16 protein-coding genes are annotated in these 14,020 nt (G+C 38.7%); 8 read left to right on the top strand and 8 right to left on the bottom strand.

Annotated elements, in window-relative coordinates; genetic code table 11:
• Positions 1-145: 145 nt before the first annotated feature.
• The 4 genes from ASU31_RS19355 to ASU31_RS19340 form a co-directional block, all read right to left on the bottom strand.
• The gene (locus tag ASU31_RS19355; protein ID WP_157258131.1) at positions 146-733 is read right to left on the bottom strand and encodes a hypothetical protein; all 588 of its coding nucleotides are present in this window, start codon (positions 731-733) and stop codon (positions 146-148) included.
• An 88-nt stretch (positions 734-821) separates the two neighbouring features.
• Positions 822-1,787, bottom strand: coding sequence for a hypothetical protein (locus ASU31_RS19350; protein ID WP_057933927.1), 966 nt, complete (start codon positions 1,785-1,787; stop codon positions 822-824).
• Between the two features lie 30 nt (positions 1,788-1,817).
• Positions 1,818-2,576, bottom strand: a complete 759-nt coding sequence (locus tag ASU31_RS19345; RefSeq protein WP_157258129.1) for an HmuY family protein — start codon at positions 2,574-2,576, stop codon at positions 1,818-1,820.
• Positions 2,577-2,583: 7 nt separating this feature from the next.
• Complete coding sequence (locus ASU31_RS19340; RefSeq protein WP_057933925.1) at positions 2,584-3,315, bottom strand: HmuY family protein; 732 nt, start codon at positions 3,313-3,315, stop codon at positions 2,584-2,586.
• 326 nt (positions 3,316-3,641) lie between these two features.
• Between ASU31_RS19340 and ASU31_RS19335 the strand changes: the two genes are divergently transcribed.
• From ASU31_RS19335 to ASU31_RS19320, 4 genes are read left to right on the top strand one after another with little or no spacing between them, the layout of a single operon-like run.
• Entirely contained in the window at positions 3,642-4,484 is an 843-nt protein-coding gene (locus tag ASU31_RS19335; protein WP_057933924.1) for a heme/hemin ABC transporter substrate-binding protein, read from the top strand.
• Positions 4,484-5,527: a FecCD family ABC transporter permease gene (locus ASU31_RS19330; RefSeq protein WP_057933923.1), complete on the top strand. Its 1,044-nt coding sequence runs from the start codon at positions 4,484-4,486 to the stop codon at positions 5,525-5,527. The genes ASU31_RS19335 and ASU31_RS19330 overlap by 1 nt, the downstream gene beginning before the upstream one ends.
• An 11-nt stretch (positions 5,528-5,538) precedes the next feature.
• A complete protein-coding gene (locus tag ASU31_RS19325) occupies positions 5,539-6,441 on the top strand; it encodes a heme ABC transporter ATP-binding protein (RefSeq protein ID WP_083505438.1) in 903 nt (300 codons plus the stop codon).
• Positions 6,442-6,452: 11 nt separating this feature from the next.
• The gene (locus tag ASU31_RS19320; protein ID WP_057933922.1) at positions 6,453-6,803 is read left to right on the top strand and encodes a transcriptional repressor; all 351 of its coding nucleotides are present in this window, start codon (positions 6,453-6,455) and stop codon (positions 6,801-6,803) included.
• Here the strand turns inward: ASU31_RS19320 and ASU31_RS19315 are convergent.
• Entirely contained in the window at positions 6,784-7,764 is a 981-nt protein-coding gene (locus ASU31_RS19315) for a helix-turn-helix transcriptional regulator (RefSeq protein WP_057933921.1), read from the bottom strand. The two genes, ASU31_RS19320 and ASU31_RS19315, sit on opposite strands and share 20 nt — an antisense overlap.
• Positions 7,765-8,056: 292 nt before the next feature.
• Here ASU31_RS19315 and ASU31_RS19310 point away from each other — a divergent pair, with 292 nt between their 5' ends.
• Positions 8,057-9,328, top strand: coding sequence for a C45 family peptidase (locus tag ASU31_RS19310; protein WP_157258127.1), 1,272 nt, complete (start codon positions 8,057-8,059; stop codon positions 9,326-9,328).
• 172 nt (positions 9,329-9,500) lie between these two features.
• Here the strand turns inward: ASU31_RS19310 and ASU31_RS19305 are convergent, their stop codons facing one another.
• Together ASU31_RS19305 and ASU31_RS19300 are read right to left on the bottom strand one after the other, a co-directional pair.
• Positions 9,501-9,992, bottom strand: a complete 492-nt coding sequence (locus ASU31_RS19305) for an anthrone oxygenase family protein (protein WP_057933919.1) — start codon at positions 9,990-9,992, stop codon at positions 9,501-9,503.
• Between the two features lie 312 nt (positions 9,993-10,304).
• A complete protein-coding gene (locus tag ASU31_RS19300) occupies positions 10,305-10,526 on the bottom strand; it encodes a cold-shock protein (RefSeq protein ID WP_209435024.1) in 222 nt (73 codons plus the stop codon).
• A 121-nt stretch (positions 10,527-10,647) separates the two neighbouring features.
• On the opposite strand from ASU31_RS19300, the gene ASU31_RS19295 reads away from it, so the two are divergent.
• On the top strand, positions 10,648-11,373 hold the full coding sequence (locus ASU31_RS19295; RefSeq protein WP_057933917.1) for a LytR/AlgR family response regulator transcription factor: 726 nt from the start codon (positions 10,648-10,650) through the stop codon (positions 11,371-11,373).
• Positions 11,374-11,468: 95 nt separating this feature from the next.
• On the opposite strand, the gene ASU31_RS19290 is transcribed toward ASU31_RS19295, so the two are convergent.
• Complete coding sequence (locus tag ASU31_RS19290; RefSeq protein ID WP_057933955.1) at positions 11,469-11,648, bottom strand: histone H1; 180 nt, start codon at positions 11,646-11,648, stop codon at positions 11,469-11,471.
• 355 nt (positions 11,649-12,003) lie between these two features.
• Here ASU31_RS19290 and ASU31_RS19285 point away from each other — a divergent pair, with 355 nt between their 5' ends.
• Together ASU31_RS19285 and ASU31_RS19275 are read left to right on the top strand one after the other, a co-directional pair.
• Positions 12,004-13,158 carry an AraC family transcriptional regulator gene (locus ASU31_RS19285; protein ID WP_057933916.1) on the top strand — a complete coding sequence of 385 codons (1,155 nt, stop codon included), beginning with the start codon at positions 12,004-12,006 and terminating at the stop codon, positions 13,156-13,158.
• A gap of 175 nt (positions 13,159-13,333) precedes the next feature.
• Complete coding sequence (locus tag ASU31_RS19275; protein WP_057933914.1) at positions 13,334-13,945, top strand: Crp/Fnr family transcriptional regulator; 612 nt, start codon at positions 13,334-13,336, stop codon at positions 13,943-13,945.
• Positions 13,946-14,020 lie beyond the last annotated feature (75 nt).

Raw genomic sequence — 14,020 nt, 5'->3', positions numbered from 1 at the left:
GGCCTTAGCCAAGGCTGATATTTTTAAAACGATTCGGGATTATTCCCTTATTTGGGTTTATTTATGATTTTTAGGGACGATAAGTCGTGTTTTCGTCCCTTTTTTAATCTTTTTAATTAAGGACTTCCCTTGATTGAGCTAATCCTTATTTTAATCTCTTGATATGGAAGTTTACAGTAGTATTGTAAGTACCAGATGTAGTTACGCCATCAAGCTGAACCACATAAAGTCTGGTTGAACCAGCAATTGTTGAGCCGTTACCTACAACAGCATATCTTTGAGCCACAGGAGTAATGGTACGGTTAACGCGGTCGTAATTATACCATCCCACTACCGTTGCGGTATTGCTACCCAAAGTGCTAATTGCCCCCAATGTAACCGAAGAAACAGCGGTTAAAGTAATGCCAGTAACGTTCGTTACTGAAGGAGAATCGTAATAACCAAGGCTATTTGTTCCTGCAATGGTAATGTTTCCGTTAAAGTTGCTGTCAAAATTAACCTGGTTTCCAGAGCTTGCGACAACATTGTTCAATAAGTCGTAACCAACCGCAGTCCACGAAGTAGGTGAAGTTGATGAATTGGTTACCACACCCGCCTCTGTAGAATCTACAGCAATAACTGCAGTAGCATTTTGTAAGGCAAGTTTATTGTCTGGTTGAACGGCTTCTTTTTTACAAGCGGTTCCTAATATGGCTAAAGTTGCAATTGCGAACGTAAGTTTTAAAAATTTCATTTTCATTTTTTTTAGATTTATGATTTTTGTTATATAAATGGGAATAATCTTCCCGAATCGTTTTTCATGATTGAATAGTAAATGAGTATTATTTTGCAGTTACGGTAACAGACCAGTTTAGGGTTGATAAAGGCCATGTACCAAAAGATGCTGTTGGCGTATATACCCCTGGCGGAACGGTATCAGGCACGCGGATTACAGCCTCGGTACGGGTATAGGAAACAATAGGCAAAAGCGTTTTTTGTCCGTTTACCATAATATAGAATTCCTTAAAATCGTGGAATATAATTTGCGAGGAATTGATTTTAAAGGTTTCACCCTGTTTAACAGTCACCGGACCGTAGTTTATCCCCGGCCTGCCATAAACTACCTTTACCGGATACTTCGTTTCGGCAGTTAAGGCCTGTACTTTTACCCTTACCTTATAAGTGCCGGTATCCAACGTTTGTGGAACCTGCAGGTAACCATAAGTATAAGTCTTAATACCAGCTATCATGGCTACCGATACACCTGGTGCTCCAAGCGAAAGACTTGGCGTTAACTCATATTCCTTATCAGCTTTATCTACCAGGTAGGCCTTTATCTTTTTAAGATCAGAAACATTAAAATTACCCTGAACCCGCACATCATAAGCACCAACTGCCATTGTTGATGTTGTAGTAGCTGTTGATAGCTCGGTTAATACCAGGGGCGAAATTTGATTTAGTTTAATGATGAGTTTGTAGGTTGAAGTACTTTGATCGGCAGCAATTACGGTATAAGTTTTTTTGGTATCCAAAACCTCTACCGGGGCAAGCGTTTCACTCAACTTAGCGCCTGCCGAAAGTTTGACTACAGGTTCAATTACATCCAGCTCGTAATAATATGGCAGATATAGCGTAATCGTTTTATCGGTTTCATCAATGGCACCAAAAATATTTCCGTCGGATACAGCAACCTTAAATTCGGTGATTTTATTTGCCGGAAGTGGGTCCAGTCCGATTGTTTTTTTGCAGGCGGCAAGCGTAGCAACTGTTAATATAATACAAAGCAGCTGCGTTAATTTATTCTTCATTTTAATATGGATATTGATTTATGCGTGGGTTTATTTAATCTCGAATTTTGTACTTCCTTTTGGAACAATGACGTATTCAAAGGTGAAATACATGTGTGGGGTGGTTCTGAACCATTTGTCGGCAGTAAAAGCATCTTTATAACAGCTGATCATTTTAATCTTTGCATAATCGCCTTTGGCCGTACGGATGATAAGGGTTCTTTTCTCAGGCATGGCATAAGCTACATGTTGTTTATCATAACTGCCATCTCCCCTTTTGGTGCCCCCAAAATCGTACAGGTACCAACCAATGCCTTCTCCAAAATCGCCTTCATTGTCGGTTCCAATAAATTTGCTGATGCTTAATGCGGCATCTGCCGGAACATCGACCACCTGGTCAAATGGTTTTTCCAAAATGGTAATAGCACCTAAACCTGTGCTCCCCGATCCTAAACTTGTTGATGACTGACCGCTGTTAGGACTTAAAAAACTATTGTAAAGGCCATTAAAACCAACATCCCAGCGATTGGTTTTGGCATATAGCAAGGGCACTATTTCTTTTGTTTCCAGGCTGAACAGCACAGCTGTTGGTGGTACGGTTGGATTGGCATCATCAGTTTCTACAGCAAGGTTTTCTATACGCTGTAACTTATAATATGGTGTGCCACCTTCTGTTTTTGTCGGTATTTCCTTTTCAGGTTCCGGCGAAATCACTTCGTCTTTTTTGCAACTGGTAAAAAGCAAGCCCAATACTAAACAGGTTGAACCCCATTTAAACACTGCTTTATTTATTATAGTAATATTGTTCATCTTTAAATTATTTGGTCTGTAAATTTTTGCTGCCATCCTGCTGTACGTAATATTTAAAAGTATAATAGGGCGCAGGCCAGTTTAAATCAGTAACACTTGGCGGATTGCCTTTATAGGCGTTGATCAATTGTAGTTTGGCGTATTTACCATCAGGTAACCTAATGGCGTAGGTGCGGTTGGGTATAGCCTGCATAATGTGCGAACTCAGGCTATAGAAAAACCATCCGTTTGAGGTCGCCGACGAGGCCCAGCCGATTTTAGTTACTTCGCTCGCACTAAAGGCCTGATCAGATGGGGCCTGATTAAGCGTATCGTAACTTTGCTCAAGCATTACAACCGCACTTTTAGCCGTTCCGCCATAACCAGGGTTAAACTGATAATCTTTATCATTTACATAAACCTCGCTATTGTAGGGGCCAGTAAAGGCCAGGTCCCAGTCTTTTGTTTTTAGCCATTGTGCAGAATCAGCTGCATTACGGATCCAGATCTGTTTCTGATCTTTAAAGCGAAAAAGAAAAGTATAAAATGCACGTACTTCTTTGCCCGGTGTTCCATTTCCCATGGCGGCCTGTGTATCGCCAGCCAGATCGGTTACCACAATACTCTTACCATCCTGTAAAACTTCGTTTGGATCGAGCTCATATTTTTTGCAAGAACCAAGTGAGAGAACCAATAACAAAAAACCAACAGCTAAAACTGTTTTTCTCTTTATTGGTCGACTATGTTTTAAATACTTCATTGTGAATATTATTTTTAATCATTCTAAATAAGAATACTGCAAACATCCATATTAACCACCATAAATGGTTTGTTCAATCCGTATTTTAATTTGTTCAATCCGTATTTTCTTTTGTTCAAAGCGTATTATTTATTGCTCGTTTTAACTAAATCTTGCTGATTATCAGCTCAAAAAACAATCATAAACAACTGAAAAACAGATTAATAACAGAATCACTAATCTAAATCGGTTTTAAAAATTATATCCAAGGGTAAATATCTTGCCCGTCCAATTACTTGTATTTAGATTAATTAAACACTTTTTTTGTCCCTATAACCATCGCCTACATGAGGATTAAAAAGTATTATATTGTATTGATTATCATTTCTTTTTTCAGTGCTACACAATATGTTGCTGCACAGGCGAAGCGCATCATTACTTTAAGCAGTGCCATTAGTGAAACCGTAAATGCATTGGGTTATGGCAAGAATATTCTGGCTACCGATGTAACCAGTGTATCGCCAGAAGAGATCAACAGATTACCTAAAGTAAGCAGAAACCGCTCTTTTTCTATCGAAAGCATTACCGCTTATCGTCCAGATCTTATTTTGGTACCTGAAGGAGATTTTTCTAAAGAAAACCTTTACCAGTTTAAATCATTGGGTATCCGGGTGGTTACCATCCGTCAGGAATTTTCTGTTCAGGGCGCAACAAAATTTATCAGGCATATTGCTGCTGCCATTGGCGATAAGGCACGCGGAGAACAACTGGCACAAAAAACAGAAAGTAACATCAATACCACTTTAAGTCAGCTAAAAAAGGGCAGCAAAAGCCCAAAGGTTTTATTTATTTATGCACGGGGCGTTGGCACCATGAATGTGGCCGGTAAAGGCAGTAGTATAGATGCGATGATTAAGCTGGCAGGAGGCAAAAATGCCATTCAGGAGTTTAGCGATTTTAAACCTTACACCACCGAGGCACTGATTAAGAGCAATCCTGATGTGATTTTAATGTTCGATTTCGGATTAAGCAGTTTAGGCGGAAGAGCAGCCTTTTTAGGTCTTCCCGGTGTAAGTTATACCAATGCCGGAAAAAATAAAAGGATTATAGAAATGAACGGGCCTTTGCTTATCAATTTCAGTAATCGTTTACCCGAAGCCATTAAAGCACTGAATAACCGTATTTTATAATGAAAAGAACCGTTATTTATACCTGCCTGAGTGTAGGTTTATTGCTTTCCATTTGTTTTTCGTTGGGATTAGGTGCCATGCGCATCCCTATAAAAGAAGTGATTGATACGTTAACCCAAACGATGGGTTTTACCATTTTTGGCAGCGCCGATCGTGGTATAAACGAAGGAGTAATTATGATGATCAGATTGCCCAGAACTTTAATGGGTGTACTGGTTGGTGCAGCTTTGGGCATTTCTGGTGCAGCCATACAAGGAATATTCAGGAATCCATTGGCCGAACCCAGTTTGGTAGGTATATCGGCAGGGGCATCGTTAATGGCGGTATTGATTATTGCTTTCGAAACACTATTATTCTCTAGTTTAAGTCAGTTACTGGGGTATTACCTTTTGGCATTTGGCGCTTTTGTTGGTGCAGGCATTATTGCTATGTTGGTGTACAATCTTTCCAAAATCAATGGACAGGCCAATGTTTCGACCATGTTGCTCGCGGGTATTGCCATCAATGCAATGGCTGGCGCTTTAACCGGATTGGTTACTTATCTGGCCGATGAACAAAAACTCAGGAGCATTACCTTCTGGATGATGGGCAGCCTGGGCGGGGCAACCTGGCAAAATGTAAGCTGTTTATTTCCTTTCGTAATTATCCCTGTAATCGGGTTACCATTTTTAGCAAAAGGTTTAAATTTATTTGCCATTGGCGAAAATCAGGTCGAACTGATCGGCCTAAACCCCAATCGTATCAAAATATTGGTAGTGGTATTGGCTACTATGGCTGTTGGTGCTTCCGTTGCCGTTTCGGGCATTATCGGTTTTATTGGCCTACTCATCCCCCACCTTACACGTTTGTTGGGCGGAGTAGATCATCGTTTTGTGCTTCCTGTTTCGGCATTAATGGGCGCATTGGTACTTACATTGGCCGATATGGTTTCGAGATTGATTGTGCAACCGATCGAATTGCCAATTGGTGTGGTTACCGCTTTAATGGGCACACCCATATTTTTATATATCCTAATTAAAGATAAAAAGAAATTAGTTAATTAAATAATCGGTTTATGCTCAGAGTAGAATCCATCAGCTATAAATTAAACAACAGGCCGCTTTTAAAAGATATCTCGTTCAGTATCAGGCCAGGCGAAATGGTTGCGCTTTTAGGGTCGAACGGTGCCGGGAAATCTACCTTAATGCGGCTGCTTTCGGGAGAGCGAAAGCCCGACAGCGGGCGGATTATGTTATACGGAGCAGATATCAAACATTATAACCGAAAAGTACTCGCCACCAAAAGGGCTTATCTACAGCAGCACAATCCCATTACTATGGCTTTTAGCGTGAAAGAGATCGTCATGATGGGCCGTTATGGTTTTAAAAGTTTATCATCGGCAAAAAATGATCAGCTTGCACTTGCAGAAACGATGAAAATCTGCGGATTAACTGACCTTGCAGACCGATCGATGTTAAGTCTTTCGGGTGGAGAACAGCAACGTGTACACCTGGCACGGGTACTGGCCCAATTATGGGACAATAAGGATTCGGTATTACTCTTGGACGAACCGACTAACAATATGGATCTTCAGTTTCAGCACCAAACCCTGGCCATAGCCGCTGCCATGGCAAAAAAAGGGTACATGATCGTAGTGGTACTGCACGAAGTTAACCTGGCCGCACAGTATGCCAGCCGCATTATTATTTTAAAAGATGGTAGAAAATGGTGGGATGGAACGCCTGTACAGGTGCTTACCCCTCAGCATATGTATACCGCATTTGGCATCCATGCACAGGCCTATACAGACCAAAGCAGTCTGAAAACGGTTATTGTACCAAAGGAAATTAAGCTCGATGCGGCAAAATTTAACACTAATTTATATACACCTCAAAATCCAGTATGCACTAAAGAAATTTATACTTTAAAAACAGCTGAAACCGACGGGCTGACCACACTTCAATCGGTAAAAATTTAAACCAATGACCTATGCAAAGAATCCAAAAACTACTAAATGCTGCGCACAGCGTTAGCCAGCTATCAGGTTCGCCCTATGCTGATGTATTTAAAGAAGAACTCTTAAAAACAATAAACGATTACTGTAGATTAAAACGCCTATCCTTTTCCGAAAAAAGATTATGGATAGCGCTGAAGCTATTGGAAGTAAGTGATTTTATCCACCCCGAATCGCTTTGGCTGATGCTAAAGGAAGATAAAACGCCCATAAGTATTGGTTGCGTTTACAGTAATTTAAAACTAATGGAAGCTGCCGGCGTAGCCGAAGCACAAAGTGCAGGATCGAGACTAATCCTTTATAAGATCAGAGCCGCACATCACTAGGCAAAATGCCGTAGTATTTTTTGAAAGCATTGGTAAAACTGGCTTGATGTTTAAAACCAACGTTTACGCCTACCTCGTACATATTTTTACCTTCTTCTAAAATCAATCTTTTGGCCTCTTCCATTCTTAAACGGGTTACAAAATCGTAAATGGTACTGCCAAAATATTTTTTAAAACCTGTTCTCAATTTAAACTCATTAAGCAAGATCATTTTAGAAAGCTGCTTATGGGTTGGTGGATCGATATAATCGCGTTCCAGAATCTCCCTGGCTTCTTCAAGTTTTGGGATATCGCGATCAAGTAGCGACTCTCTACCGCCTTGTATATGCTGACTAAATTGCTCCAGCTGGTACATAATCAGTTCGGTAATCCGGGCATCGGTAAACAGGCGTTTCAATTCCCCATCCTGCCTGCAGGTGATAATCGCTTCGATCGATCTACGCATTTCTGGCGTCATAAAAAGATCGTGTTCGGCAAAAGAGGTCGAAATTCCTTTTTCCATCTCCTGTACAAATTGCTCATGTAATGGGGAGTAAAGATCAACCAAGCGCAGGTAATAATCTTTAGAAAGTACGATTAAAAAATATATAAACTCTACATCGGGCTTCACATCGTAAGCTTCTTTTGCCGAAGGGATGTAGCGGATATTATGCCTGCTCCGGCCGTATTTAGCCGATTGTTTACCAGCAGTGCCCGAACCGTTTTTATTGCTAAAAATAAACTGACAGGTAATGGCCTCTCCTTCTACCTCGGTAAGAATCCTTGCAGGTCCATCAAATTTCATTTCAGAATGCACCAAAAAAAGGCCATTGGTAGAGAGCTGATAATTTTTAATGCCTACCGGAGCATCTTTAATGGTTATTGATTTTTCGGATAATCGGTGATCGGGAACATATTTATCTGGAATTTCTTCCATGAACAGAAAATCTTTCTGATGCTCTATTCTTGCCTTTACAATCATTTCCAGTCTAGGTTAATATTAATCATGGGATAGAACAAATATAACAATATTATTTATATCAATTCTAAATAACGACAACTAATATGCGTTCTTTAAGATGATGCAGAATGGAAGATAGAATTAGCTAAGCCCTCAACCAATATTTGATTTAGTCTTGTCCGTTTTCGAACGATAACCGTTCAATTACGGACATTTTTTTTTCGAATTTATAAAAGAAGCATCCGAGATGAGTTTAAAGCAATACTCTCCTTAATGGCATAGACTTGGCAACTACGGAAAATAAACTATAAAAATGAAGAGAATACTATTATTTGCACTTATGGTTAGTTCCATATTGTCTCAAAACATTTATGCCTGTACAGTGATCTCATGTGCAATAAAGGGTGAGGTATATGCTGCAGCCAATGAGGATGATTATATGGGGTTTGCAAGGATCTGGTTTAATCCCAGAACTGCTGAGAGATATGGTTCAGTGTGTTTCGGTCTTCCTGATCTACAGGCACAAGCTGCTATGAATGAGTATGACCTGTTTTACGATTTTACCGCTCAGAATATCGATCCTGCTAAATACCATCCTAAAAACATTTATAATGGCGACCTTTTTTTCGAAATCCTTGGCAAATGTAAAACAGTAAAAGAAGCCTTGGTTTTTCTAGAAAAATACGATTACGCCATCAGTTCGCAAGTATTAATTGCCGATGCACTAGGGAATTCGGTGATCATCAATGCCGGGACCAAACTAATCAAATCTGGCCATTACCAAATCAATACAAATTTTGATATTAGTAACCTAAAAACCAAAAACTATTCATGCAGAAGATATGATATCTCGGATGAAGCCCTGAAAAATGCAAAAACCATAAATGTGCCTTTTTTACGCGACATCTTAAACCATACCCGACAGGAAGGGAAGCTATCTACCATTTATAGCAACATCTACGATCTTAAACACGGAATCATTACGATATACCACTTTCACGATTTCGAACATCCCTACATAATCGATTTAAAGAAAGAACTGGCCAGAGGGTACAGGTTAGAAAAAATAAGCGATCATTTCCCTACAAGCTTTGCATATGAGCAGTTTTCAATGAGCGATCGGGCCATGTACCGTAAAGAAATGATTTTGGATGAGATCAACAAAAACGGACTACAACCTACCCTTAACCATTATCTTGATGTAAATAAAGTTGCAGTAAAAAAAGACAGTACAATTAATAGCGTACTACTGGAGGTAGGCATACAATTGATTAAAGATAGTTATAATCAGCATGCCAATGGTGGGATATGGGAATATTGGTTTGCAATGCCGGGTGGTTTTAAAATAGAAGGCTTTAATGACAAACGATTAAAAGCTGCGGGTGAAATCTTCGATTATTTAAGCACCGAAAAAGGAATTGACACCAAGTTGAAGAACTTTATTTTTGAGTTAAGCGCTTATGTTAACCTTGTTCAGGGTGATCAGAACAAGGCAAAAGAATATTATGGAATAGCTGCGAGCAATAGTGCCGATGCCTGGCCGATATCCTTCAACCGGGCAAAAAAAATGCTGGCCATTTTATAAAACAACAAAAATACCGGTTACATGCTAAAATTGAGGAATGCATAACAGCTAGCAACACGATCAGAATAAATAAATTTATTAAAACGTTAAATTTTATATATCGGCTATCGAGACCGTTAATAGCTTAGGAGTCTAAACTGTTGTTCACTCCGTTCCCTAACAGTTTCCCCATTTAAACATTTCGGCTTAATATTGCTGCATACGCGAGCAGTACAATACAGATAAATGAGGCGATGGTTCTGATCCGATGGAATAAATTCCAGTCTGGCTCGAATTTTTGGCGCAATGTAGTTAGTTCTGTTGCGCCAAGTTTACCAAGATCTGCCCCATCCAAAAGGTTATTTAGGGGTACATTCCCGATTATGGTAACCAGAAAAACACCTCCGAAGTATAATAAGGTTGCCGCCAAAAGCAGGTAAAACACCATGGGCTGTTCTCTAAAAAACCAAACACTTATGGGTAATATAACTAGCGTACCCATAAAAGAAATAAAAAATAACGGATTTAAAATAGCCCGGTTAATTGATTGCATGGCTTGTAAAAAGGAAGCATCAGAAAGACGTGCCAGGCCCGGAATAACCGAACAGGAGTACGCGTAAAAAAGACCACCAATAAGTGCCGTAGAAACTGTACTCAACAAAAGAACCAAGGTTTTGAAATTCATAAACAACTGCTTTAAATGTATCTGTACCCTAAAGAGTATGACGAATTTAAGCAAAAACGTTATCCGAAAAAAAATAAATCCTATCTAAAAAAGAGCGCTAATTTAGATAGGAAAGAGAGATAATCTAGATATGAAAAGTTAATAGGTAGATGTTAAATAAAAAAATTTAATGTTTATTGCTCCCAAACAAACGCCGTCTAAACTAAAATTTCTAAAATTTTCATTAATTGCAGACTAAGATCGTATTCTGTCCTTATCCTCAGCGCTAGGTTACACAGATCGGTCTGTTTTCGTTATGGATAGGTGCAAATGCTAGTCAAAGCCCATATTTAGAACTACAATATTAGTAGCCTGGCATCCTACCTGCCCTTGTTCTAAATCAAAGCGGACTTTGGTTCCCACAACTAAGGAACGACGGTAAATCCCTATCAATTTCTGGTTATCTGCATAAACCATTTCCTTTCCACCATCGGGTGCAATAAATCCGAAACCTCGTATCGGATTATACCATTTAATCACTCCTGTATACATCATAACGCATTTTTTTACCTTAAATTAGCCAACAGAAAGAAAATTTACGGCGAAACAGGATAAAGCGTTCTATTTTCGGTATGAAAAGGTGTAATTTCGTTATGTATACAAAGAAGATTAACAAATGATTAAGTGTATAGCCATTGATGACCAACAAAATTCGATTTCAGGGCTTGAAAAATATATTGCGGATACCCCGAATATGAAGCTTCTGGCGAGTTACACCGATCCAATGGTGGCCCTGAACGAACTTAAAAAGATTGACCAGGTAGATGTGATATTTATGGATATTCAAATGCCACAGATTTCGGGCATCGAACTTTCTAAAGCAATCCGCTCCAAAACCAGGAAGCTGATATTTACTACTTCTCATGAGGAATATGCCTTTGAAGCATTCGAAGCAGAAGCAGATGCATATTTACTTAAACCTTACGGCTATGCTAAATTTGCCTTAACGGTAAACCGTGTTTTTGAGGAAGAAATAGAAAATACAGGGCAGGAAACTTATTTTTTGGTAAAAAATAAATCAGAAGATCACAAAGCGGTTTTAGTGCACTATGCAGATATAATTGCTTTTGAAAGTTTCCACAACTATATCAAAATACATACAAAAGAGAAAATAATTATTGCTTATTTAAGTTTGAAAGATGTTAAAGAACAACTGAACCTTAAAAAAGGCTTCATACAGCTGCATAGGGGCTATATTATTTCCATCAATCATATTTTACATGTAGAGGGAACAAGAGTAACCCTCTCGAACCACACCAGCTTTACTGTTGGCGACCTTTACTACAATGATTTCCGTGATTTCTTTACTGATAAACTTATTACGAGTAAACGGAGTAAATAACTTTTAGAGATAGATAAAGAGCAAAGGCCAAGACTAGTACATAAAAAGAAAGCCCACGTAAAACATGGGCTTTCTTTTTTAAAAGCGAAAACAAATTATTTAGCGCTATTTTTTTTATCGGTTACTTCAGCTCTAATCTCTTGAGCTAAAACTTTTAGGTCTTGCATTGCTTTACGTACACGTGTACCTGCTGCAGCATTACCACCATCATAAAATTTAGTTACGTCTGCTTCAACAGAAGAGATTAGATCTTGCACTTTTTTAAATTTGTCCATAATTTTTCTTTTATAGGGATGGTAAACATCCATTAATTAAATATATTCCTTTCCGCTCACAATAAACGGGCCGCAAAACTATTGCTTTTTATAAATTAAACAAACATTTATGCCAAATCATTATTGCAGAGGGCATAAAAAGCCAATAAAACATAAAGGCAATAGCAGCTACAATAGCCTTATTTTAAAACCAAAACCACCTCATTTTCAATATTTTGCGCATGAGGTATTGAATAAAAAAATATTTTACAATAAGGGGAATTTAGTTTAACAATTATGTTTTATCTTGGTTGGAAATATGCAATCTTTAAACCTTCTCGTTAGTACTAGTTGTCTATTCTTACTTTTATTCTCTATGCATCTTTTTTTCGCAAAAAAAGGGAATAAACTGCTTAACATTCTGCTTTCAGTTATATTTTTTGCCAGATTTGGGCAGATTTTAACTTCACTGCTCTTTAAATCGGACCAACCTAATGCTTTAGCATTTTTTCATCAAACTTTTACACCGTTTTATTATGCTGCCCCAGCCTGCTTTTACCTCTACATAACAGGCTTTCTTCAAGATCGTAAAAGTTTACAAAAAATAGAATGGCTTCATTTTGCACCAGCTTTGTTGGCTATTATCCACGTTATCCCCTGGCATTTTTCTGCAACACTCAATTGGGATTTGATAGGAAGCCAATTAGCTGAAAGCGGTTACTTCTCACTAAAAGCAAAAAGCGGCCTTTTTCCTCCATATTTCCATTACTTATTTAGGCCAATACTGGTATTTGGTTATTTGTGCCTTACCTGGATTGCAGTACTCCGTTTAAAAAACAAACCACAACAGATACTCGAAGGTGAAGGCAGAAAATGGATCATCTTTTTTCTCCGGATTGCGACCTTTTTCCAGTTGTTTAGTTTGGTGCCCATTATTTTAAGAAGCTTACACATCCCATATGTTAATGCCTCCTTTATTGTGCTTAATTGTTTGGCCCTATTGGTCATTTTATTATATGCCCTTCACAAACCTTATATTTTTTATGGCTACCTGTTAGTGGCTGTTGATTGGACTAAAAAACCTGCAATCAAGAAAACTGAAACTGATTCCTCATTAGTTCCTTTATCAGAAGAAAATCCAAAACGTACGCTTGCCGCTGTCAAAAAAAATAATCTTTTAGATGCACAGCTGTCTGATTATGCCCTTGCCATGAAAGAAATAATGGAAGCGGAACAACTTTACCTGGTGCACGATTTTCAGATTATCGATCTGGCAGCAAAACTTAGCCTCCCGATCCACCATTGCTCTTTCGTAATTAACAAACACATCGGCAAAAATTTCCGCGACTGGATAAACAGCTACCGCGTTGGTCATTTTTTAAAACAGTATCCGCTCAAATCGGATAAAATAACTATTGAAGCCATTGCTTCTGAAGCTGGTTTTAAAAGCCTGGCTACGTTTTACAATGCATTCAAAAAAGAAACGGGCTTAATGCCAACCACCTATTTTGCAAAGGAATTAATCCGCTAACCTGTTATTTCCCCCTTTTTTACTCTAACGATCGTATCGTTAGAGTCCGTAACTGTGCGGTATTTCTCCAAATATTGAAATACCAGATACCTTTGGTTCCTGATCATCATATGATTGTGGTACTTCAAATGAGTATGCTCTAAATCTTTTCTCAAAAATCTAAACAGCCTTAACCATGCCTTATTCAACATCGTTTTTACGCCCGCTTTTCGATTATATTGAGCAATTTCATCCTTTATCTGCAGCCTTTAAGGCCGAACACGAAAAATCGTGTAAGCTTATCCACGTTAAAAAAAATAAACATATACTTTCACCAATAGACAGTAATGCTTCGCTATATTTTTTGGTACACGGACTCGTTCGTGGCTTCATACGTGATGGTAAAAATGATATCAGCACCTGGTTTAGCTTCGGAAATGAATTAATAGGTGCCATACGTCACCCCGATCAGCAGCCCAGTCATTCTATAGAGTATCTTCAGGCACTGGAAGAATGTCAACTCATCTGTATTCCTTATACCCTGATCGATTCGATGTATACAAACTATCCGGAGGCCAACCTAATCGGCAGAAAGCTGTTGGCGCTTCATTATTATGCTGCATCAGAAAGATCAATCCTGGCCAGGATACCAAAAGCAATGAGCAGGTACCGTAAACTTCAGGAAAGCGACCTGGACATCAACAGAATACCGCAGCGCTATCTGGCCAGCTACCTTGGCATGCGTTTAGAAACGCTGAGTAGAATCAGAAATAAAGTTTTAATACCCGATTACCGCTTGTGCTCTTAATTTAGCTACTAATATTCAGTCCTTTATTATTCAACTCTTCGTCTTTTTTCCTTTCCGCTTCTTTTGCTAAATTTG

The organism is Pedobacter ginsenosidimutans, from assembly GCF_001442625.1.
Taxonomy (GTDB): Bacteria; Bacteroidota; Bacteroidia; order Sphingobacteriales; family Sphingobacteriaceae; genus Pedobacter; species Pedobacter ginsenosidimutans.
This window is presented reverse-complemented; position numbering and strand designations above follow the sequence as displayed.